This is a genomic window from Janthinobacterium breve, from assembly GCF_051380895.1.
Lineage (GTDB): Bacteria > Pseudomonadota > Gammaproteobacteria > Burkholderiales > Burkholderiaceae_D > Janthinobacterium.
This window is the reverse complement of record NZ_JBNYXY010000003.1, coordinates 31674-53810: the sequence shown is the minus strand read 5'-3', so window position 1 is coordinate 53810 and position 22137 is coordinate 31674. Positions and strand designations below refer to the sequence as shown.

General features: G+C 61.6%; 21 protein-coding genes. 14 read left to right on the top strand and 7 right to left on the bottom strand.

The window, feature by feature from the left end:
* Nucleotides 1-56: 56 nt before the first annotated feature.
* Nucleotides 57-539 carry a GNAT family N-acetyltransferase gene (locus ACQ4W0_RS05615; RefSeq protein ID WP_436575872.1) on the top strand — a complete coding sequence of 161 codons (483 nt, stop codon included), beginning with the start codon at nucleotides 57-59 and terminating at the stop codon, nucleotides 537-539.
* On the opposite strand, the gene ACQ4W0_RS05610 is transcribed toward ACQ4W0_RS05615, so the two are convergent.
* The gene (locus tag ACQ4W0_RS05610) at nucleotides 540-1949 is read right to left on the bottom strand and encodes an FAD-binding oxidoreductase (protein WP_436575871.1); all 1410 of its coding nucleotides are present in this window, start codon (nucleotides 1947-1949) and stop codon (nucleotides 540-542) included.
* 185 nt (nucleotides 1950-2134) lie between these two features.
* Between ACQ4W0_RS05610 and ACQ4W0_RS05605 the strand changes: the two genes are divergently transcribed.
* From ACQ4W0_RS05605 to ACQ4W0_RS05585, 5 genes are all read left to right on the top strand, one after another.
* Nucleotides 2135-3052: a ChaN family lipoprotein gene (locus ACQ4W0_RS05605; RefSeq protein ID WP_436575870.1), complete on the top strand. Its 918-nt coding sequence runs from the start codon at nucleotides 2135-2137 to the stop codon at nucleotides 3050-3052.
* Nucleotides 3053-3193: 141 nt separating this feature from the next.
* Complete coding sequence (exbB, locus tag ACQ4W0_RS05600) at nucleotides 3194-3946, top strand: tonB-system energizer ExbB (RefSeq protein WP_436575869.1); 753 nt, start codon at nucleotides 3194-3196, stop codon at nucleotides 3944-3946.
* 3 nt (nucleotides 3947-3949) lie between these two features.
* Entirely contained in the window at nucleotides 3950-4375 is a 426-nt protein-coding gene (exbD, locus tag ACQ4W0_RS05595; protein WP_436575868.1) for a TonB system transport protein ExbD, read from the top strand.
* Entirely contained in the window at nucleotides 4372-5163 is a 792-nt protein-coding gene (locus ACQ4W0_RS05590) for an energy transducer TonB family protein (protein WP_436575867.1), read from the top strand. Before exbD ends, ACQ4W0_RS05590 begins: the two co-directional genes overlap by 4 nt.
* 50 nt (nucleotides 5164-5213) lie before the next feature.
* Nucleotides 5214-7469: a TonB-dependent receptor domain-containing protein gene (locus ACQ4W0_RS05585; protein WP_436575866.1), complete on the top strand. Its 2256-nt coding sequence runs from the start codon at nucleotides 5214-5216 to the stop codon at nucleotides 7467-7469.
* Between the two features lie 29 nt (nucleotides 7470-7498).
* Here the strand turns inward: ACQ4W0_RS05585 and ACQ4W0_RS05580 are convergent, their stop codons facing one another.
* Nucleotides 7499-7906 carry a PRC-barrel domain-containing protein gene (locus ACQ4W0_RS05580; RefSeq protein WP_436575865.1) on the bottom strand — a complete coding sequence of 136 codons (408 nt, stop codon included), beginning with the start codon at nucleotides 7904-7906 and terminating at the stop codon, nucleotides 7499-7501.
* Between the two features lie 246 nt (nucleotides 7907-8152).
* On the opposite strand from ACQ4W0_RS05580, the gene pyrG reads away from it, so the two are divergent.
* The 3 genes from pyrG (at nucleotide 8153) to ftsB (ending at nucleotide 11614) form a co-directional block, all read left to right on the top strand.
* Nucleotides 8153-9805, top strand: coding sequence for a CTP synthase (gene pyrG / locus ACQ4W0_RS05575; protein ID WP_436575864.1), 1653 nt, complete (start codon nucleotides 8153-8155; stop codon nucleotides 9803-9805).
* A gap of 140 nt (nucleotides 9806-9945) precedes the next feature.
* Nucleotides 9946-11229, top strand: coding sequence for a phosphopyruvate hydratase (gene eno, locus ACQ4W0_RS05570; protein WP_102123247.1), 1284 nt, complete (start codon nucleotides 9946-9948; stop codon nucleotides 11227-11229).
* Nucleotides 11230-11290: 61 nt separating this feature from the next.
* Nucleotides 11291-11614: a cell division protein FtsB gene (gene ftsB, locus ACQ4W0_RS05565; protein ID WP_071075941.1), complete on the top strand. Its 324-nt coding sequence runs from the start codon at nucleotides 11291-11293 to the stop codon at nucleotides 11612-11614.
* A 311-nt stretch (nucleotides 11615-11925) separates the two neighbouring features.
* Here the strand turns inward: ftsB and ACQ4W0_RS05560 are convergent, their stop codons facing one another.
* The 5 genes from ACQ4W0_RS05560 to ACQ4W0_RS05540 form a co-directional block, all read right to left on the bottom strand.
* Complete coding sequence (locus ACQ4W0_RS05560) at nucleotides 11926-12210, bottom strand: hypothetical protein (RefSeq protein ID WP_436575863.1); 285 nt, start codon at nucleotides 12208-12210, stop codon at nucleotides 11926-11928.
* Between the two features lie 152 nt (nucleotides 12211-12362).
* Nucleotides 12363-13493 (bottom strand): glycerophosphodiester phosphodiesterase, encoded by a 1131-nt coding sequence (locus tag ACQ4W0_RS05555; RefSeq protein ID WP_436575862.1) that lies wholly within the window; start codon nucleotides 13491-13493, stop codon nucleotides 12363-12365.
* The gene (locus ACQ4W0_RS05550; RefSeq protein ID WP_436575861.1) at nucleotides 13493-15907 is read right to left on the bottom strand and encodes a TonB-dependent receptor; all 2415 of its coding nucleotides are present in this window, start codon (nucleotides 15905-15907) and stop codon (nucleotides 13493-13495) included. The genes ACQ4W0_RS05555 and ACQ4W0_RS05550 overlap by 1 nt, the downstream gene beginning before the upstream one ends.
* Nucleotides 15908-16056: 149 nt before the next feature.
* A complete protein-coding gene (hslO, locus tag ACQ4W0_RS05545; RefSeq protein WP_436575860.1) occupies nucleotides 16057-17037 on the bottom strand; it encodes an Hsp33 family molecular chaperone HslO in 981 nt (326 codons plus the stop codon).
* Nucleotides 17038-17041: 4 nt separating this feature from the next.
* Nucleotides 17042-17566, bottom strand: a complete 525-nt coding sequence (locus tag ACQ4W0_RS05540) for a gamma carbonic anhydrase family protein (protein WP_102123252.1) — start codon at nucleotides 17564-17566, stop codon at nucleotides 17042-17044.
* Between the two features lie 228 nt (nucleotides 17567-17794).
* Here ACQ4W0_RS05540 and ACQ4W0_RS05535 point away from each other — a divergent pair, with 228 nt between their 5' ends.
* The 5 genes from ACQ4W0_RS05535 to ACQ4W0_RS05515 all read left to right on the top strand — a co-directional run bounded on the left by ACQ4W0_RS05535 (nucleotide 17795) and on the right by ACQ4W0_RS05515 (nucleotide 22117).
* Nucleotides 17795-18673 (top strand): alpha/beta fold hydrolase, encoded by an 879-nt coding sequence (locus ACQ4W0_RS05535; protein ID WP_436575859.1) that lies wholly within the window; start codon nucleotides 17795-17797, stop codon nucleotides 18671-18673.
* Between the two features lie 102 nt (nucleotides 18674-18775).
* Nucleotides 18776-19609 (top strand): 3',5'-nucleoside bisphosphate phosphatase, encoded by an 834-nt coding sequence (locus ACQ4W0_RS05530; RefSeq protein WP_436575858.1) that lies wholly within the window; start codon nucleotides 18776-18778, stop codon nucleotides 19607-19609.
* A 200-nt stretch (nucleotides 19610-19809) separates the two neighbouring features.
* Nucleotides 19810-20694, top strand: coding sequence for a protease HtpX (htpX, locus tag ACQ4W0_RS05525; protein ID WP_035821167.1), 885 nt, complete (start codon nucleotides 19810-19812; stop codon nucleotides 20692-20694).
* 38 nt (nucleotides 20695-20732) lie between these two features.
* Nucleotides 20733-21356: an L-threonylcarbamoyladenylate synthase gene (locus ACQ4W0_RS05520; protein WP_436553023.1), complete on the top strand. Its 624-nt coding sequence runs from the start codon at nucleotides 20733-20735 to the stop codon at nucleotides 21354-21356.
* An 83-nt stretch (nucleotides 21357-21439) separates the two neighbouring features.
* Entirely contained in the window at nucleotides 21440-22117 is a 678-nt protein-coding gene (locus ACQ4W0_RS05515) for a site-2 protease family protein (RefSeq protein ID WP_436575857.1), read from the top strand.
* The last annotated feature ends 20 nt before the right edge of the window (nucleotides 22118-22137 follow it).

Below are 22137 nucleotides of genomic sequence, written 5' to 3'. Positions count from 1 at the left end.
TGCTGAATTGAAGCGCTGAATTGCCGCGCAGTGGCGGGATATGGCAAAATTACTGGATGAATCAATCCTTGCCCACCATCACCCTGCGTCCCGCCCTGGTCGCCGACGCGCCCGCCATCGTCGCCCTGATCGACGACCTGATGCCCTTCTTGACCTTGCACCCCGATGGCACGGGGGCGGAAAAGTTCATCGAGCACTGCCGCCAGCCGGCCATCGAAGGCTATCTGTCGCAATCGCGCTATGCCTACCAGCTGGCGCATCTCGACGGCGAACTGGCCGGCGTGGTGGCCATGCGCGACAACACGCACCTGTTCCACATGTTTGTGCCGCGCGCCCTGCACCGGCGCGGCATGGCGCGCCGCCTGTGGCAGGCCGCCCGCGAGGCGTCGCTGGCCAGGGGCGGCGTGACGGCCTTTACCGTCAACTCTTCAGCCTACGCCTTGCCCTTGTACGCCAGCCTGGGTTTTGTCGCCACGGGGCCGAGGGTGGAAATGGATGGCATCGCCTTCGTGCCGATGCGCATGGAGTTGACGGCCTGATTACCAGCGCACAATCTTGCCCGGATTCATGATGTTCTTCGGGTCCAGCGCGTGCTTGAGGGCGCGCATGGTGTCGATGGCGCCTTCGCCATGCTCTTCCACCAGGAAAGCCATCTTGTGCATGCCTACGCCGTGCTCGCCCGTGCAGGTGCCGTCCATGCCGATGGCACGCGTGACCATGTCGCTGTTGACCTTTTCCGCGCGGGCGATGTCGGCGGGATCATCGGGGTCGACCAGCATCTGCACGTGGAAATTGCCGTCGCCCACGTGGCCGATGATGGCGTAGACCAGGCCCTGCGCCTCGCAATCGGCCTTGGTGGCCAGGATGCATTCGGCCAGGCGCGAAATGGGCACGCAGCAATCGGTGGAAATGGCGCGGCTGCCGGGGCGCATCTGCAGCAGGGCGAAATACGCGTTGTGGCGCGCGGCCCACAGGCGCGAGCGGTCTTCGGGGCGGCTGGCCCACGCGAAATCGCTGGCGCCGTGCTCCGCCGTGATGGCTTGCACCAGCTGCGCCTGCTCGGCCACGCTGGCCGGCGTGCCGTGGAATTCAAACAGCAGCAGCGGTTTCTCTGGCAAAGCCATCTTGTCGTAGGTGTTGATGGCTTTGACGCCGTTTTCATCGAGAAATTCGACCCGCGCTACAGGAATACCCATCTGGATGGTCTGGATCACGGCGTTAACGGCTTCGCCCGTGCCGGGGAACGAGCACACGGCGGCCGAGATCGCTTCGGGCAGCGGATACAGTTTGACCGTCACTTCCGTGATGATGCCCAAGGTGCCCTCGCTGCCGACAAACAAGCGCGTCAGGTCGTAGCCGGCCGAGGATTTTTTCGCCCGCGTGCCCGTCTTGATGATGCGCCCATCGGCCGTTACCACCGTCAGGGCCAGCACGTTTTCGCGCATGGTGCCGTAGCGCACGGCATTCGTGCCCGAGGCGCGCGTGGCGGCCATGCCGCCGAGGGATGCGTTGGCGCCAGGGTCGATGGGGAAGAACAGGCCCGTGTCGCGGATTTCTTCATTGAGTTGCTTGCGCGTCACGCCCGCCTGCACGGTGGCCGTCAAGTCTTCATGATGCACGGCGACCATGGCGTTCATTTGCGACAGATCAATCGTGACGCCACCATGCAGGGCCAGCACGTGGCCTTCGAGCGAGGTGCCACTGCCATAGGCGATGACGGGCACATCATGTGCGCTGCACAGCTTGACGGCGGCCGCTACTTCCTCGGTGGAATGGGTGAAGATGACGGCGTCCGGTAACATGGGGGGATAGCTCGACTCGTCGCGGCCATGGTGTTCGCGCATGGCTTGCGTCATGGAAAAGCGGTCGGCAAAGATCAGGGAAAGTACGGCAGCAAGGGATGCGGGCAGCGGTTTTTTCAGTACCGCCAACTGGTCAGTTTGATTCACGCGAGTCCTCCGTTTTTTTTATTCTACTCCGCGCCCGGGGATTTCACCGAAGCACCATATTGATTTTTTGCCAGTTGTAAAAAAATCTGCATGGTTCGCCTTACATTGGTTGTAAATGAGAATCATTTCCATTAAAATGCCCGCCTGAGTGTTTTTACAACAGCGTTGACCCGAAAGGCCATGCCATGAAATTCCCCCTGTCCCTCACCGCCGTCCTGCCCGCCTGCGTGCTGGCGCTGAGCGCCTGCAGCAGTGTCGCACCCGTGAGCGGCGCGGCCACTGGCGCCGCCGCGATCTCCGCTGCGCAGGACGTGCGCCAGTTGGGCGAGATCGTCGACCTGCGCAGCGGCCAGCGCCTGAGCGCCGAGCAATTGCTGGCCCAGCTGGCCGCCGCCCCGCGCGTGATCATCGGCGAGCAGCATGACCAGCTCAGCCATCACCAGATCGAGCAATGGCTGCTGCAGCAATTGCAGGGCCAGCGTCCGCAAGGCAGCGTACTGCTGGAAATGCTGAATCCGGACCAGCAAGCCAAGGTGGACAAGGTCAAGCCGTGGCTGCAGACGGACCCCGTCGTGCGCCCCGAACACGTGGCCGAGCTGCTGGCCTGGCAGCCAAGCTGGAAGTGGGAGCAATATGGCGACCTGGTCATGACCGTGATGCGCGCGCCATACCCCGTCTGGTCGGCCAACCTGGATCGCAGCGAAATCAAGCAACTGTTTATCGACAAGCCGGCCGTGCAGGGCAAGTATTCCAACCTGGCCAACGATGCCAAGGTGCATGATAAATTGAAAGACATCATCCGCGTCATGCACGACAACCAGATCGACGCGCCGCGCCTGGCCGCCATGCTGTCGGTGCAGCAGCAGCGCGACCGCCGCATGGCCGAGCGCCTGCTGGCCGCGCCCGCGCCGGCCATGCTGATCGCCGGCGCCTACCATGCGCACAAGGACCTGGGCGTGCCACTGCACGTGCAGGACTTGACGGGCGGCCCGTCGCCGCTGGTGCTGGTGCTGGCGCAGCGCGGCGCCACGGTGCTGGCGCCGCAGGCGGACTTTGTGTGGTTTACGCCGGTTGTGGCGCCCGCCACCGCCAGCGCCAAATAATTCCTTGTATCTCCGCCGGGCGTTCTGCCCGGCACTCTCCCCCAGCAAGCTTCTTCGCAGCAGCCAGGTAGTCCGTCCGATTTTTTTGCATGCGCGTGCGCGCCGTTGGCGCAGCCATGCCTGTTACCTGTTGAAGCTTCCATGCGACTCTCTTTGTTGTGTATCAAGGCCGCCACCTGCGGTGTCATTCTTTCCCTCTTTCATGTCACGGCGCAAGCGTCCGCGCTGCCGCACGACATGTCGCCGCTGGGCATGTTTTTCGCCGCCGACCAGGTGGTGAAAAGCGTGCTCATCGGCTTGTTGATCGCCGCGCTGGCTACCTGGGTGGTCTTGCTGGTGAAGGGGGCCAGCTTGCTGCAAGCCCGGCGCTCGGCGGCGCTGGCCGTCGCCATGCTGAAGTCGGCCACGTCCTTGCCGGACGCGGCAGTAAAGGGCGGAGCGTCTTTGTTGGCGCAACAGTTGCTCGATGATGTGCAGCAGGAACTGAGCTTGTCGCACGTCAATGCGACGGCGGCAGCGTTGAAAGAACGGGCCGGCTTTCGCCAGGAGCAATTGATCGCGCAGCAGGTGCGCGCGATGACGCAGGGCATCGGCCTGCTGGCCAGCATCGGCGCCGTGGCGCCCTTCGTCGGCCTGTTCGGCACCGTGTGGGGCATCATGAACAGTTTTATCGGCATCGCCGTCAGCCAGAGCACGAATCTGGCCACCGTGGCGCCGGGCATCGCGGAAGCCTTGCTGGCGACGGCACTGGGCCTGGTGGCGGCGATTCCCGCCGTCGTCATTTATAACGTGCTCAGCCTTGGCATCAACCAGTACAAGGCGCAGCTGCGCGCCGCCTCGGCGCAAGTGCTGCTGATGCTGAGCCGCGACCTCGACACGCGCAAGCAGGCTTGAGCCATGGCTTCCCTGTTTCCGTCACCGGACGACGATACGGCCGACATGCCGGAGCTCTGCGAGATCAATGTCACGCCCTTCATCGACGTGATGCTGGTGCTACTGATCATTTTCATGGTGGTCTCGCCGCTGGCCACCGTCGACTTGAAAATCGACTTGCCGGCCGCCACGGCCAAGCCCGAGCCGCGCCCCGACAAGCCCCTGTTCGTTTCCCTGAAAGCGGACCACAGCCTGTACCTGGGGGAATCTCCCGTGGCGCGCGAGCAGCTGGGCCGCTTGCTCGACGCCGAGACGGGCGGCGACCGCCAGCGCACGCTGTTTTTCCAGGCCGACAAGCAAGCCGCGTATGAAGACGTGCTGGGCGTGATGGATGCCTTGCGCCAGGCCGGCTATTTGAAAGTGGGCCTGGTCGGCCGGGAGGGCGGGTGAAAGGGGCGACCACGCTGGCGCTGCGTCCCGTCTTGAGCTGGGGCATCGCCACGTCGCTGGTGGTGGCCACAGCGCTGGCGCTGCTGCTGTGGGCGGTCTGGCAGCCTGCGGCCCTGGCGCCCGTCCAGCCGCCCGCCAGCGTGATGCTGGTGTTTGCCGCGCAAGCGATGTCGGCGGAAACGCGGCCGACGGTGGCCGTGGGCGCGCGCCAGTCGGCCGCCTCCAGCGCCGCCCGGCCGCCAAAGAGTCCGACCAGGCAGGCAGCGCTGCCGGTGCTGGCGCGCGCCGCCACGCCGGAGATCGTCGCCGCGGAAAAGGAAGCGAAGGCGGCCGCCAGTCCCGTGACGGATCCGGGCAAGGATGCCGCCAAGGATGCGTCATTGCCTGCGCAGGCCAGCAGCAGCGCCACGCCGGGACCGGCCGCCGTGCGCGGTCCGCAGGCGGCGCCGTTCAACAGCGACACGCCGCCCGCCAGCGCGGCGCCGGCCAGCTGGCAAAGCCAGGTGCTCAGCCACCTGGCCCATTTCAAGCGCTATCCGGGGGACGCGCGCCAGCGCAAGCGGGCCGGCGCCGCCTGGGTGCGCTTCCAGGTGGACCGCGACGGCAAGCTGCTGGCCAGCGAATTGATCACGTCATCGGGCACGGTGCTGCTCGACCGCGAAGCGCTGCAAGTGCTGCAGCGCGCACAACCGCTGCCGGCGCCACCCGCCACGGTCTTGCACCAGGGCACGGTGACGGTCACCTTGCCCGTGTCGTTCAAGCTGGAGCCAGGACAGGACAAGGCATGAGGATGCCGATTGTATTCATTAAAAATCTAACCATAACAAATCGAGGGTGTATGACTATCAAGAGAATGGCGCATGCCGTGGGCGTGTGCATGGCCGTGCTCGCGCAACAGGCGTGGGCGCAAGAAAATACCGGCGGCAAGGTCGAGCTTTCGCCGCTGAATGTGTCGGGCGAGGCGATCCCTGCGGAACGCCAGGCGCTGGAAAAACCGGGCGCCGTCAGCGCGCGCGGGCCGGACACCCGCTTGCAGCCGGTCGACCAGATCGTGCGCAGCATGCCGGGCACGTTTACCCAGATCGATCCGGCACAGGGCGCCGTCAGCGTCAACATCCGCGGCTTGTCGGGCCTGGGGCGCGTCAACATGATGGTCGATGGCGTGAGCCAGAATTATTATGGCAGCGCGCCATCGTCGGTCTCGCATGGCGGCGTGCCCAGCAGCCAGTTCGACACCCTGATAGACCCGAATTTCATCATCGGCGTGGACGTGTCGCGCGGCAATGTCATCGGCGGCGACGGCGTCAATGCGCTGGCCGGCAGCGCCAATTTCCGCACCATCGGCGTCGATGACGTGGTCTTCGCCGGTGAAAAAACGGGGGCGCGCACGAAGATGTCGACAGGAAATAATGGCGTGGGGCGCAGCGCCATGCTGGCCGTGGCCATGAAAAACCCTGCCTTCGATGGCGGCAGCGTGGGCTTCATGGCCGCCACCAGCGCGAGCGTGATCGGCAACAACTACAAGAATGCCAAGGGCGTCAACAGCGAAGAATTCGGTTTCGGCTATAACCGCTATTACAAGCAAAAGCCCAAGTCGCAGCTGCTCAAGCTGGACCTGAAGCTGAGCGACTTTCACGCGCTGGAATTGTCGGCGCGCGATTACCGCAGCACCTTTACGCGCCGCGACATCCAGAGCGACGATTACTACATAAAATATCACTACACGCCGTTTTCGGAATTGATCGACCTCAATGTGGTCGCCAGCAGCAGCCGTGGAAACCAGAAATACATGCCCGAGGCGCTGACCAATTTCATCAACACGAATGCGGCCAACCGCGCCGATGCCTTCGATATCAATAACACCAGCAGCTTCAGGCTGGCCGGCGGGGATGCTTTGGTGACATTGGGCGGCAAGCTGATGCGCAACAGATACAGCAAACACGTGGAAAGCCTGGTCGACGATCCCGACAACCCCGAGGCGAACCAGCAATCGATTGAAAACAATACTTTCGGGCCGGAAGGACGGCAAAAGATCGACAGCGTGTATGCCGGCCTGCAATACAACCGTGGCATCTATCAAGTCAATGCCGGCCTCAACTATACGAGCTTCGAGCTGACGGGCTACAAGCCTGCCTGCGATCTGCGCGTGCAGTGCTTCCCGCAAGGCGCGTCCCGCATTGCGCTGAAAGAACACGGCGTGAATCCTTCGCTGATGCTGTCGGCCCAGGTGGCGCCGTGGTTCCAGCCGTTTGCCAGCGCCGAGCGCACCATGCGCGGCCCGAATCCGCAGGAAGTGTTTTTCTCCAACGATGGCGGCGCTTCCATGAACCCCTTCCTGAAAGGGGAGAAGGCGACGACTTACCAGTTGGGCTTCAATTCCAGCCTGCATGGCTTGCTGAGCGCGAGTGACGCGCTGAACTTCAAGGCCCTGTATTTCAAGAGCAAGATCGACGGCTATATCACCAGCCAGTCCTTCCTCGTGTGCGACAGCGGCCGCAAGTGCAATATCGCGGAAGTGATCGCCAAGGATTGGCAGAATGTGGATGAGTACGTGACCAATATGTATATCTACATCAACTCGGCCACGCCCGTGTACTCGCGGGGATGGGAGCTGGAAGCGCAATATCAGCTGGGGCCGGCCTATGCGCGCCTGTCGTACACGCGTGAGACGACGCGCCAGCCCACCTCGATCGCCAGCGCCTGGTTTGGCGCCGCCGACATCAGCGAGCTGCCCAGCGTGTACTACAACCTCGACGTGGGCACGCGCTTGCTGGACAATAAACTGGAAGTGGGTGCCATCCTCAAGCACACGGGTTCGAACCGCCGCCTGTCGCCGGAGAATGAAGCCGATGAGGCGACGGGCGAAGTGCTCAAAGCCGACAATCCGAAGATCCCCGCCGTGATCGACCTGTATGCCAGCTACCAGGTCAGCAAGAATCTGTTCCTGCGCCTGTCCGTACAGAACGCCATGAACAAGGATTTTTCGGAAGCGCTGAACCGCCTGAACTCGATGCCGTCGCAGTCGCAAGAGAATACGCCGCTGAGCACGGCACGGGGCAGGACGTATGTGGCGGGGCTGGAGTACCGGTTCTAGTCAAACCCCAGCCCTGCGCTTGGGGCGAATTAATACTCGCGCGGCGTCGTTCCATAATAGCTGTGGATCGACGTCGCCCAGGCGCTGTCCGCCATGTCCGGCCAGTTATCCGTGTCGAAGCCGGGGGCGTTTTCGATGCGCTCCTTGTCGACGTTGAGCGTGAAGCGTTTGTTGACGGTGTCGAGCAGCAGCGCTTCCCAGGGCACGGCGAACAGCTTTTCGCCGATGGTGAAGACACCGCCGTGCGACATGACGGCATAGGCAATCTTGCCGCTGCGCATGTCGATCATGATTTCCTTGATTTCGCCCAGGTGTTCATCCTTGGCGTTGTGCACATGGTCGCCGATCAGGGTATCGGCACCCATCAGTTCAGGGCCGGGACCTTTGTGGCCGCGGTTGACATACATGCCGTAGGCGTCGCGTTCTTCGTAGCTCATGATGGACCTCCGTTGAAAAATTCCAGTCTGCCGCCAGGACGCGGCAGGGTCTGTTCGCTCGCCCACACAAATTAAGGAATTAAAAATATTGCAATTATTACTATTGAGTAATTTTGTTGTGTGTAGACCGCAGGAGCGGGGGCGATCGTCGACATTTGGCGCAAATTTCCACGTGTGGAGAGCGCCGCAGGCGGGCTTTAGTGTATAATTTCAATTTCCCGCACGTGCCGTTCGGCACCATCTGCAATGACCAAATTTGTCTTCGTCACTGGTGGCGTTGTGTCTTCCCTTGGAAAAGGGATTGCCGCCGCCTCCCTCGCCGCGATCCTCGAATCGCGCGGCCTTAAAGTCACCATGCTCAAGCTCGACCCGTATATCAACGTCGATCCTGGCACGATGAGCCCTATGCAACACGGTGAAGTATTTGTCACCGATGACGGGGCCGAAACCGACCTCGACCTCGGTCACTACGAGCGCTTCATCTCCACCCGCATGAAAAAGGTGAATAACTTCACCACTGGCCAGATCTATGAATCGGTGATCCGCAAGGAACGCCGGGGCGAATATCTGGGCAAGACCGTGCAGGTGATTCCGCATATCACCAATGAAATCCAGGATTACATCCGCCGTGGCGCCGAAGGTTACGACGTGGCCCTGTGCGAAATCGGCGGCACCGTCGGCGATATCGAATCGTTGCCATTCCTGGAAGCGGCACGCCAGCTGAGCCTGCGCGCCGGCCGCAAGAACACGGCGTTCATCCACCTGACCCTGGTGCCTTACATCGCCTCGGCCGGTGAACTGAAAACCAAGCCGACGCAGCACTCGGTGCAAAAGCTGCGCGAAATCGGCATCATGCCGAACGCGTTGCTGTGCCGTGCCGACCGCGCCATTCCGGAAGACGAGCGCGCGAAAATCTCGCTGTTCTCGAACATCGAAGAGCACGCCGTCATTTCCGTGTGGGATGTCGACACCATCTATAAAGTGCCGCAAATGCTGCACGACCAGGGCCTCGACGCCATCATCTGCGAAGCGCTGGACCTCGATCCTGCGCCGGCCGACCTGTCGATCTGGAGCAAGCTGATCTACACGATGGAACACCCGAAGGCGGAAGTGACCGTCGGCATGGTTGGCAAGTATGTCGAGCTGACCGAGTCGTACAAGTCGCTGATCGAAGCGCTGCGCCACGCCGGCATCCACACGGAAAGCCGCGTCAACATCGAGTACATCGATTCGGAAGAAATCGAAACGACGGGCTGCGAGAACCTGGCCAAGTACGATGCCATCCTGGTGCCGGGCGGCTTCGGCAAGCGCGGCGTGGAAGGCAAGATCATGGCGGCCCAGTTCGCCCGTGAGCACAAGATCCCTTACCTGGGCATCTGCCTGGGCATGCAAGTGGCCCTGATCGAATACGCGCGCAACAAGGCAGGCATGCCGAACGCGAATTCGACCGAGTTCGACCTTGATACGGATCAACCTGTCGTTGCACTGATCAATGAGTGGCAAAACCACGATGGTAAAGTCGAGTTGCGCGATGAAAACTCGGACCTGGGCGGTACCATGCGCCTGGGCGCGCAAACCTGCGCCGTCAATCCGGGCACCCTCGCCGCCGAGATCTACGGCAGCGTGGTGACCGAGCGTCACCGCCATCGCTACGAAGCCAACAATCACTACCTGGCCCGTGTCGAAGCGGCTGGCCTGATCGTCTCGGCCCGCACGCCGAGCGAAGATTTGTGCGAAATCATGGAATTGCCACGCACGGGTGAAAATTCCCACCCATGGTATATGGGCGTGCAATACCATCCCGAGTTCAAGTCGACGCCACGCACCGGCCATCCCTTGTTTACCTCGTTCATCAAGGCAGCGCTGGCGCACAAAGAAGCCAACGCCGCTGCGCAATAACGCGGTCGATTGCGACAGTATTACCCGTAAGACAGCTCCCGGCCAGATGGTTACCGCCGGGAGTTTCTTTGCCCCCTTTGTGCAATTGCGCATCAGAACGCAGTGTGCAGCCCCTGTTACGCTTAACTTTGGAGAATGACATGAGTGCTATTGTTGATATTATCGGTCGCGAGATCCTGGACTCGCGCGGCAATCCGACCGTCGAATGCGATGTGTTGCTGGAATCGGGCGTGATGGGCCGTGCCGCCGTGCCGTCGGGTGCCTCGACCGGTTCGCGCGAAGCCGTGGAATTGCGCGATGGCGACGCCAAGCGCTACTTCGGCAAGGGCGTGCTGCAAGCATGCGAAAACATCAATACCGAAATCTCCGAAGCCATCATGGGCCTGGACGCCAATGAACAGGCGTTCCTGGACCGTACCCTGATCGACCTGGACGGCACGGAAAACAAATCGCGCCTGGGCGCCAACGCCATCCTGGCCGTCTCCATGGCTGTCGCCAAGGCTGCCGCTGAAGAAGCGGGCTTGCCGCTGTACCGCTATTTCGGCGGTTCGGGCGCCATGCAGATGCCAGTGCCGATGATGAACGTCATCAATGGCGGCGCACACGCCGACAACAACCTGGACATCCAGGAATTCATGATCATTCCCGTGGGCGCCCCGTCGTTCAAGGAAGCCGTCCGCTACGGCGCGGAAGTGTTCCACACGCTGAAAAAGATCCTGCACAAGAAGGGCCTGAACACCAACGTGGGCGACGAAGGCGGTTTCGCGCCATCGCTGGCCAACCATGAAGAAGCCATCAAGCTGATCATCCAGGCCATCGAAGAAGCCGGTTACGAGCCAGGCACGCAGATCGCCATCGGCCTCGATTGCGCCGCGTCCGAGTTCTACAAGAACGGCAAATACGAAATGGAAGGCGAAGGCCTGAGCCTGACGGCTACCGAGTTCACCAACCTGCTGGCGACCTGGTGCGACAAGTACCCGATCATCTCGATCGAAGACGCGATGCATGAAGGCGACTGGGACGGCTGGGCGATCCTGACGGCGGAACTGGGCAAGAAAGTGCAACTGGTCGGCGACGATCTGTATGTCACCAACACCAAGATCCTGAAAGAAGGCATCCAGAAGGGCATCGCCAATTCGATCCTGATCAAGATCAACCAGATCGGCACCCTGACGGAAACCTTCGCCGCCATCGAAATGGCCAAGCGCGCCGGTTACACGGCCGTCATTTCGCACCGCTCGGGCGAAACGGAAGATTCGACCATCGCCGATATCGCCGTTGCCACGAACGCCCTGCAGATCAAGACCGGCTCGATGTCGCGTTCGGACCGCATGGCCAAGTACAACCAGCTGCTGCGTATCGAAGAAGACCTGGGCGACATCGCCAGCTACCCTGGCCGCGATGCGTTCTATAATCTGAAGTAAGCTGATGTAAAACCCACTGGCCGGCCGGAGATATCCGGCCGGTTTGTTAACTGAATGCCCCATGCGCCTGATTACGCTCGCCCTGGCAGCTCTGCTGCTGTTGATCCAATTTCCCCTCTGGCTGGGTAAAGGCGGCTGGCTGCGTGTTGCCGACATGGAAGCCCAAGTGGCGCTGGCCAACAAGAAGAATGTGGAATTGAAGGCGCGCAACGCCAAGCTCGAATCCGAAGTGCGCGACCTGAAAGATGGTACGGGCGCCGTCGAGGAGCGTGCCCGCTATGAGCTGGGCATGGTCAAACAGAATGAGATTTTCGTGCAGATCGTGCGCAAGGGCCAGACCCCGCCGCTGCTGGAAACGCCGGTGGACGCTGCTGCGCCACACTGAGTACTGACGACTTCCCGCTTGTCAGCCTGGACCGATTGCCAGGCTGACATATCATATATTGCCTTTGTTGCTACCTTGTACTGCTACACACGACTACCGCATGGCGCGGCTGGTGGATGCTGATTGCTGCTGGATCAGAAACGGGCTTTGCCGGTCGAGATCAGGTAAAAATGGATGCCGGTGACCACGACGGCTACAGCGACCAGTACGGTTTCGAGAAACATCATAAAATTTCCTTTTTAATTAGTAGTGCCTGGATAGCTTAAAAAACATCCAGGGCGAGGCGCAGGCAATGCCGCCATGAACGTTTTTTAGCCGCGCGACGCCAGGAAGCGCAGTTCTGAGGCCAGATTCGGCATCAGGTTTTCATAACGGGCCGCTTCCGAGTTCAGCAGGGCGATGTCGCGCTTGCTTGGGCGCACATAGCGCTGTTCTTCGGCGCTGCTGGCGCTGGTGTTCGTGACGATGACATTCTTCTGTGCCAGTTCGCTGTACGGCTTGGAAGCGAGCAGGGCGCCCAGGAAGGCGCGCGTGGCGCGGCCCAGGTTGCTGAAATAGTTGTCGTCATTGCTGTAGGTGTTGGTAAAAGTGGACATATGCCCTCCATGAATGGTCTGTTGTTGCATTGCACAATAATGGAGTTGGCGATATATGTCTAATTTCAAATTCCAATTTCAGTAATTCAAGAAACGAATAATAAGGGCGTAGCCGCCGGCCACGCCCTGAAAATGAATTTGTTACGAAATGTTTATCCGGCGGCGATGCGTCCCAGGCCCGGATCGTCGCTGAAAAAGCCGTCCAGTCCCGTTTCGATATAGCGCCGCATTTCCGCCACGGAGCCGGCTTCGTTGCGCGCATTTTCGCCATTGCCATCGCGGAAGTCAGCTGCCAGGAAACGGTTTTCCGGGCGGAAGGTCCAGGTATGCAACAGCAAGCCCGCCTGGTGCGCATCGTCGACGATGGTCGTGGGCTTGGCCAGGCGCTGGTCGGCGCCCAGCGGGATGACGCCACGCGTGGGCGGCGCCACCACGTCTGCGTAGGCGGCGATGTCGCGCAAGCCGGCCGGCGTCGTCATTTGTCCGAAGGTCAGCTTGCCGCCCGCCTTGGCCACATCCATCGGGCGCACATCGCCGCCCACCACCAGTTGCATCAGGCGCACGTTGGCGCGCCGTCCCAGCTTCTCGCGCACGTACTTCAAATTCGCCACTTCGAAGGACTGGATCTCGATGGGCGCGCGGCGCGTGTACTCGTGCGCCAACATGGTCGACAGGAAGCGGTCTTCCAGCGCCAGGCCCGCATCGCGGAAATACGTGGAGCTTTTCAGCTCCGGCACGAGGCCGATGATGCGTCCGCTGGCGGCAGATTGCGCTGCAACAAAATCGATGATTTCTTCCCAGGTCGGTATCTGGAATTGTCCATCGTACAAGGTGTTGCCGGCGCGTACTTTCGGCAACCGTTCGATGGCGCGCAGGGTTTTCAGTTCCGCCAGGGTGAAGTCGTCGACGAACCAGCCTTCGTGCCATTCGCCGTCGACCATCTTCTTGCCGCGCCGGCTGGCAAATTCAGGCCGGCGCGCCACGTCGGTGGTGTCGATCAGATTGCTTTCGTGGCGCGCCACGAGGATGCCGTCGCGCGTGGCGACCAGGTCGGGCTCCACGTAGTCGGCGCCGTCGAGGATGGCCTTGGCATACGACGCCAAGGTGTGCTCGGGGCGCAGGGCGCTGGCGCCGCGGTGGGCGAACACCAGCGGACGCGCGGGAGGCGGGGCCAGCAGGCCGGCGGCAAAGCCGGGCGCGCTGGCCAGGGCCAGGCCGCCCACGGCCGCCTGGACGAAGCTGCGGCGCGAAAAATGCCGTTGCGGGAGGATAGGCTCGCGCATCAGAAATCCGCCGTCAGGGTCAGGAAGCCCTGGCGCGGGGCGATCGGGAAGGTGTTGTAGGTCTTGTCGGCCGCGCCCACCACCACGTTCAGCGAACCTTCGCGGTTGGCCAGGTTGCTGACGTTCAAGCGCCAGCGGGGGTTTTTCAGCCAGCTGGCCATGGCCGGCAGCTTGCCCGACACGCCCAGGCCCATCAGGAAATAGCTGGGCACGGACAAATCGTTGGTGTACGTCGCGTAGCGCTTGCCCACATAGTCACCCGTCAGTTGCACTTCGATATCGCCAAAGGTGGCCGAGGCCACGAACTTGTTCAGCCATTCCGGCGAACCGGGCACGTTCTTCCCGGCCGTCAACACCAGCGCGGCGCCATTGTTGTAATTGTCCGCATACTGCGAGCGGTTGTACGACAGGGCATTGTAGAACGAAAAATTGTTGCCGAAGTGCACAGTGCCGGCGATGTCGATGCCATCCGTGCGCACGCTGCCCACGTTGGCCAGCACGGGGTTGCCACCGATGATGGAGGAAATCACGGGCGTCGGGCTGATCTGCAGCAAACGGTTGCTGAAATCGACGTGGTAGACATTGACTTGTCCATCGATGGCCGTGATGGCGCCCAGATTCAAGGGGTGACTGCCGCGCACGCCCACTTCATACGTGAGGGCCGTTTCCGGCTTGGCGTCGCGCTTGAACAGGTCGAACGCAGCCTGGCTCGACAAGCTCCATGGCGAAGCGCCGCCGCCGCCGTAGGTGACGAACTGGCGCATGTTTTTCTGGATATTGAAGTACAGCTGGTCTTGCGGCGTGAAGTCCCAGCGCGCGCCCACTTGCGGCAAGAACCATTTTTTCGTGTTGATGGTGCCGACCGGCAAGGCCGTCGAGCCGCCGGCAATGGCGCCCTTGGCCGGCTGCACGGGGAATTGGCCATCGGCAAACTGCAGGCTGGACTTGAAGCCGGCCTGCAGGGCGATATCGGGACGGATGCGCCATTCATCCTGCAAGTGCAGCTGCACTACCTTGTTGTCGATCTCGCTGCCATATTGCGTGATCAAAGGATTGCTGGGGCGGTCATACGGCGAGGTGGGGTTGTTGACGTCCAGCGCATACCAGCGGCGGTAGGCGGACGAGCGGTTCTGTTCCAGCCACAGGCCCGCTTCCAGCTGATGCTCGCCGATTTCCTTGCGCAGCGTGGAAATGAAGCCGCCCCGCTTGATGTCGTATTCCGTGGTGCGCACGGCGTAGCCCGAGTTGCCAAACACCTGTTTCAGGTTCTGTTTCGGGTAGTACACGCTGAACAGGCCCGGCAAGCCGGCCACGCCGATGGGGCCGGCCACCACGCCCGCGCCGTCATCCTTGTGGTAATACACCTGGTTGGACCAGGTCGTGCCTTCGCCCAGGTTGGCGTCGAACTTGGCGTAGGCCAGGTAATCGGTGCGCTGCGCATCGCTGTAGTAATTGCGGTAATTGTTGCCGTCTGCGGCAGGCGTGGCGCCCGTGGGCGACAAATAATTCAGGGTCGCCTTGAAGTCCGGGTACAGGAAGGGGCGCGTGTACGGTGCGTTCGTCTCGCCGGCCACATGCACGGTGCTGTCTTCGTTCGGCTCGATCTTGTCCGAGTAATTGAAGAACAGGGTCAGCTTGCCCGCTTCGCTGCGGTTGACGTACTTGGCGTTGAACTGGTCGCCGCCCTGGCGCGCATCGAAATCCCAGGCGCGCGCTTCATGGTGCAGGATGGAAAAATAGGCGCTGCTGCCGTCGCCGAAGGCGCCCGTGTCGTAGCGGGCAAACGTGCGCGAAGTGCGGTGGCTGCCCACCGTTTGCTGCACGCTGGCGCCTTGCGTGGCCAGCGGGTCGCTGGAATAGGTTTCGATGGTGCCGCCCAGGTTGCTGGTCGAGGCTGTCGCCAGGTCCCCGGCGCCCGAGGACAGCACGACGCTGCGCACGTTTTCGCTGATCACGGCGCGCTGCGGCGACAGGCCGTTGTAGTTGCCGTACTGCTGGTCGCCCAGCGGCACGCCATCCATGGTGTAGCCGAGTTGCTGACCGGAAAAACCATGCACGAACAGCGACAGGTTTTGCTCGTTGTTGCCCCATGGATCGGCCGTCTGGAAGCTGACGCCGGGCAGGGTTTGCAGGGCTTTCAGGGGATTCGTGCCGGGCAGGATTTTCTGGATTTCATTCTTGCTCAGGGCGACCGAAGAACGCGTCTTGCGCGAGGAAATCTCCACGGTGGTCATCGGGGTATTGTCGTCGGCAGCCGGGGCAGCAGCGGCGGCCATGTCGGTGGCGGCGGATGCCACGGCGGCGGCCACGGCCGTTTGCGCCAGCGCCGGCAGGGAGAGGCCCGCGGCGCACGCGCCCAGCAAAACATGAAAGGAATGGCGGCGCAGGGCCAGCGTCAAGTGGGAGTTCATCATCAGCCTGTGGAAAGTGGGAAGTAATACAAGCTGCGCAGCGTAACGGCGGCGCGTGACGGGCTGATGACGAACTGATGACGGGATGATGACAGTGGAAACAATTGCGCCGCCTGAGGGGCGGCGCGGGGATTATGGCGAAACTGTAATGCTTAGTTAATGCTCGCTGCAGGCGGAATCAAGACTTCGGCCGGCGCATCCGTGATGAACAGCTGCGCGCAATCGACCTTGTCGAATTCATAGTGCTGGCCGCAGAAATCGCAGTTCACGCCCACTTGCCCCACTTCGTCGAGCGTGCCGTTGACTTCTTCCTCGCCCAGCATCTTGAGCATATTGCCCACTTTTTCGCGCGTGCAGCTGCAATGGAAGCTCGGATGCAGCGGGTCGAAGACGCGGATCGTTTCTTCCCAGAACAAGCGTTGCATCAGGGTCTCGATGTCGGTGGCGAGGATTTCTTCCTCTTTCAGGGTCGACGCCAGCATCACGGCGCGGTGCCACGTGTCCAGTGCGTCCTCTTCCGACACGGGCGTCGCTTCGGCCTTGCCGCCATGGTGCGGCAGCTTTTGCAGCAACAGGCCGCGCGAGACGCTGTCGTCCGTGGCCAGCCACAAGCGCGTGTCGAGTTGTTCCGAACGCAACATGTAGTTTTCGATTACGGTGGACATGTCGTCACCGTCCAGCGGCACGATGCCCTGGTACGGTTGCTGGCCTGGCACCTTGTCGGCCGGGTCCAGGGTGATGATGAAGCGGCCCTTGCCCGTGGCGTTGAGCAATTGCGGCACGGTGGCAACCTCGGGAACGATGGCGTCCGGGTCCAGCTTGGCCGTGGCGCGCAGGCGCAGGTCCGAATCGCACTCGACCACCATCAGGCGCACGGGACCGTCACCATGGATTTGCATGATGATGGAACCGTTGAATTTCAGGTTGGCCGACAGCAGGGCGGCGGCGGCGACCATTTCACCCAGCACTTTTTTCACGGCCGTCGGGTAGGCGTGGCGCGACAGCACTTCCTGCCAGGTGCCGGAGACGTCGATGAACTGGCCGCGCACGGCGGCGTTGTCGAAAATAAATTTTTGCAGGGTATCCTGGCCGGTAAGGGCTGCGCTGACGGCGCCCGTGGTTTCAGTCGTCATTCTCTTATCCAATCTTCTTGAGTTGCGTATTAAATAGCTGGCCGCGTTGCACATAGTTCACGGCGTTGCCTTGTAGCCTGGTGATATCGTCTGCCGTCAGGGCCCGCACGGCTTTCGCCGGTGAGCCGATGATCAACATATTGTCGGGAAATTCCTTGCCTTCCGTGACCAGCGCGCCTGCACCGACCAGACAGCCCTTGCCGATCTTCGCGCCATTCAGGATCACGGCCTGGATGCCGATCAGGGCGCCATCGCCAATCGTGCATCCATGCAACATCGCCTGGTGGCCGATGGTCACGTTCTGGCCGATGTCGAGCGGGTAGCCCGGGTCCGTGTGCAGCACGGCGCCTTCCTGCACATTGCTGTTGGCGCCCACGGTGATGCGTTCATTGTCGCCGCGGATGGTTGCGCCGAACCATACGGACGTATTCGCTTCCAGGGTCACTTTGCCGATCACGTTGGCCGTGTCGGCAACAAAAGCGGAAGCGTCAATCTGTGGCGCATCGGCGCCCAATTGGTAGAGTGTCATCGTTAGCCTATGGCGGTGGTGGAAGCGCCGGGCTGGGCCGGACGCGGAAATGTTGCTTGGCTTACCTGCTATGTACGCTATTTTACGCTGTTGCAGGGCAAGTCCTGGCGCCGACCACCAATCCGGTATAATTATCGAACGGTCGTACTTTTATATCCGCACTATCCTACAGACACAGCATGTGGCGCCATCCGCGCCACTTTCAAGGCAGGCAATCAGATGAAACCCATGAAACTTTCCCGTTCCGAATTCATCAACATCCGTGGCGCCCGCACGCATGTGCGTCATTGGGGCCGCGAAGGCGCGCCCATCCTGTTCATGGTGCATGGCTGGATGGACGTGGCCGCCTCGTTCCAGTTCGTCGTCGACGAGTTGCAAGGCGACTGGCATGTGATCGCGCCCGACTGGCGCGGTTTTGGCCTCAGCGACTACACGCAGTCCGATACTTACTGGTTCCCCGACTACCTGGCCGACCTGGATGCCATGCTGCTGCACTATTCGCCGGACGCACCCGTCAAGTTGCTCGGTCACAGCATGGGCGCCAACGTGGCCGGCCTGTACGCGGGCGTGCGGCCCGAGCGCATCAGCCGCTTCATCAACCTGGAAGGCTTCGGCATGATGGCGACGAAGCCGGAGCAGGCGCCGGGCCGCTATGCCAAGTGGCTGGACGAATTGCGCGAGCCGCCCGTCATGCGCAGCTATCCGAGTCAACAGGCCGTGGCCGAACGCCTGCAAAAGACCAATCCGCGCCTGCCGGATGAGCGCGCGGCGTTTTTGGCCGAACACTGGTCGGCGCAGAACGAGGCGGGCGAGTGGGATATCATGGGCGACCCGCGGCACAAGCGCGTCAATCCCATCCTGTACCAGGTGGAAGAAGTGATGGCGTGCTGGCGCCGCATCACGGCGCCCGTGCTGTGGGTGGAGGCGATGGAGACGAATATGTGGCAATGGATGGGACCAAAGGACGAGGCGCGCATCGAAATCGACCGGCGTTTGGCCTGCATCAAGGATGTGCGCTGCGAGATGATGGCGGACGCGGGCCACATGCTGCACCATGACCAGCCGGCGGAGCTGGCGCGCCTGGTGGAAACCTTCCTGGCGCAGTAATGCGCTGGCACAACTGTGTCGCTAACGCGACTTCCTTATCGGGCAAGCAGCGTACAATGAAAACTTCTTTCATGCTGAGCCCGTGCAGGGTATTGTTTTCACATGCTTAAAGTCGACCTGCATTGTCATTCGAATATTTCCGACGGCGTGCTCGCGCCCGCTGCCGTGGCCGCGTACGCTTGCCGCGCGGGCGTCGATGTGTGGGCGCTGACGGACCACGATGAAGTGTCCGGCGTCGCCGCCGCGCGCACGGCTGCGCTGGACCTGGGCATGCGCTTCGTGGCCGGCGTGGAAATATCCATCACCTGGGCCGGCCAGACCGTGCACATCGTGGGCTTGCAAGTCGATGAAAACAACCCGGGCCTCGTGCAGGGCTTGCACCAGACACGTTCGGGGCGCGACGCGCGGGGCCGCGAAATTGCCCGGCAGTTGGACCTGGCCGGCATCCCCGATGCCTATGAAGGGGCCTTGAAATTTGTCGGCAACCCGGACCTGATGTCGCGCACGCACTTTGCCCGCTACATCGTGGAAACGGGGAAATGCGCGAATATTCCCGACGTGTTCAAGAAATATCTGTCGGAAGGCAAGCCGGGTTATGTCGAGCACCGCTGGGCCACCCTGGCCGAGGCGGTGGGCTGGATACGCGGCGCGGGCGGCGTGGCCGTCATCGCCCATCCGGGCCGCTACCGCTTCAGCGACATGGCGCAAGGCGTGCTGTTCGATGAATTCAAGCAGCTCGGCGGCGTGGCCATCGAAGTCGTCACGGGCAGCCACAGTCCGGACCAGTATCCGGAATACGCGCAACTGGCCAACGCCTACGGCTTCCTTGCTTCGCGCGGCACGGATTTCCATGCGCCGGGCGAATCGCGCGTGGATTTTGCCAAGCTGCCGCCGCTGCCTGCCAACGTCACGCCCATCTGGCACGACTGGTTTTAATGCCGTCGAAAATCTACTGCGCGGCGCGACTTGCGGCCGGCGATGCTCACTGTGCTCAAGCACAGTTGCGCTTCTCGGCCACAATTCACTGCCGCTCGCGACGATTTTCTTAGGCATTAAGTGCAGGATGTGCGTGGGCTTGAAAAGTCGCGACCGCATACTTATCTTTTAGTTATTATTGTTTTTCGGAGCCATTGCCCATGAAACGTATCGTCCTTTTCATTGCAACCAACCTGGCCGTGATGCTGGTGCTGTCGCTCGTTCTCAGCTTGCTGGGCGTGGGCAATCCGGCGCGGGGCAGCACCCTGAACCTGGGCAGCCTGCTGGTGTTTTCGCTGGTGGTGGGCTTCACGGGCTCGATCTTTTCCTTGTTGATCAGTAAACCCATGGCCAAGTGGAGCACGGGCGCGCGCGTGATCGACAACCCGACTTCGTCGACCGAATTGTGGCTGGTCAATACCGTGCGTGCCCTGTCCGAGCGGGCCGGCATCGGCATGCCGGAAGTGGCCGTGTATGAAGGCGATGCAAATGCGTTTGCCACGGGCGCCTTCAAAAATTCGGCGTTGGTGGCTGTCTCGACGGGGCTGCTGCAAAGCATGAATCGCGATGAAGTCGAAGCCGTGCTGGGCCACGAGATCGCCCACGTCGCCAATGGCGACATGGTGACGCTCACCCTGATCCAGGGCGTGGTGAATACTTTTGTCGTCTTCATGGCCCGCGTGGTGGGTTTCTTTGTCGACAATGTACTGTTGAAAAATAACAACCGCGAAGGCGGCGGACGCGGCATCGGCTATTTCGTCACCGTCATGGTGTGCGAAGTGATCTTCGGCTTGCTCGCTTCCATCATCGTGGCCTGGTTTTCGCGCCAGCGCGAATTCCGCGCCGATGCGGGTTCTGCCAAGCTCCTCGGCAGCCCCACGCCGATGATGCATGCGCTGGCCCGCCTGGGCGGCGTACCGCCGGGCGAACTGCCCCAATCGATGCAGGCGCTGGGCATCAGCGGCGGCAATGGCGGCTGGGGCGCGCTGTTTGCCACCCATCCGCCGCTCGAACAACGTATTGCGGCGCTGCGCGGCGTACAATAATGCTAACTTAACAAGCTGGTTCGCCAGAACGCTTAAACATGAGTCAATTTTTTCATATTCACCCTGAAAACCCGCAATTGCGCCTGATCAAGCAGGCGGCGCAAATCATCCAGTCCGGTGGCGTCGTGGCCTTGCCCACCGATTCCTGCTACGCGCTGGTGTGCCAGCTCGACGACAAGGGCGCCGTCGAGCGCCTGCGTCGCATCCGTGGCGTGGATGAAAAGCACCACTTGACCTTGCTGTGCCGCGACTTGAGCGAGCTGGGCGTGTATGCCCGCGTCGACAACCGCCAGTTCCGCCTGCTCAAGGCGGCCACGCCGGGCGCTTACACCTTCATCCTCGAAGCGACCAAGGAAGTGCCGCGCCGCCTCAGCCATCCTTCGCGCAAGACCATCGGCCTGCGCGTGCCGCAGCACCGCATCGTGCAAAGCCTGCTGGAAGAGCTGGGCCAGCCGCTGCTGGGCGCCACCCTGACCCTGCCCGGCGATGAAGACAGCCTGACGGATGCCGACACCATCCGCGAACGCCTGGAAAAACTGGTCGACCTGATCATCGATGGCGGCGTTTGCGCGCATGGCCCCAGTACCGTGATCGACCTGACGGGTGCGGAGCCGGAAGTGGTGCGCGTGGGACGCGGCGACCCGGCCGTGCTGGGCTTGTAGAGGTTGGCGCAGGGCGCGGGATTTACCTATCTTTAATGGCAACATAAGAAAGTGCCTGGGACGCCTCTGGTAGAATCGCGGTCATGAGCGATTTCAATACGATAGTCCAGACCGTTGCGGTGTACCTGGTGCCGGTGCTGTTTGCCATTTCCCTGCATGAGGCGGCGCACGGCTACGCCGCCCGCTATTTCGGCGACCCCACGGCCTCGAACGAGGGCCGGCTGAGCCTCAATCCCATCCGGCATATCGATCCTTTTGGCACGATATTGCTGCCCTTGATACTGTATTTCACGATCCAGGTGCCGTTTGGCTATGCCAAGCCGGTGCCCGTCGACTTCAGCCGCCTGCGCAATCCGAAGAAGCAGATGGCCTGGGTGGCGTTTGCAGGGCCTGGCGCCAATTTCGTCATGGGCCTGGGCTGGATGATCGCCTTTGTCGTGCTCAGCATCTTGCCGCCGACGGAAATGGGCATGTTTTTCCGCAAGATGGCCGGTGCCGGCGTCAGCGTCAACGCGGCCATGTTTGTCTTTAACCTGATTCCCGTGCCGCCCCTCGACGGCGGACGCATCATGACTGGCTTGCTGCCGATGCAGCTGGCGCGTCCTTACGCCAGCATCGAGCGCTACAGCCTGTATGTGTTCGGCGCCCTGGTGCTGCTGATGTACACGGGCATATTGAACCGCGCCTTGCTGGCGGCGATCGAATTTGTCATTGGCATTTTTGTCACCCTGGTCACGCCCCTGACGGCGATATTGACTTGATGCACGCAACTGAATGGTCG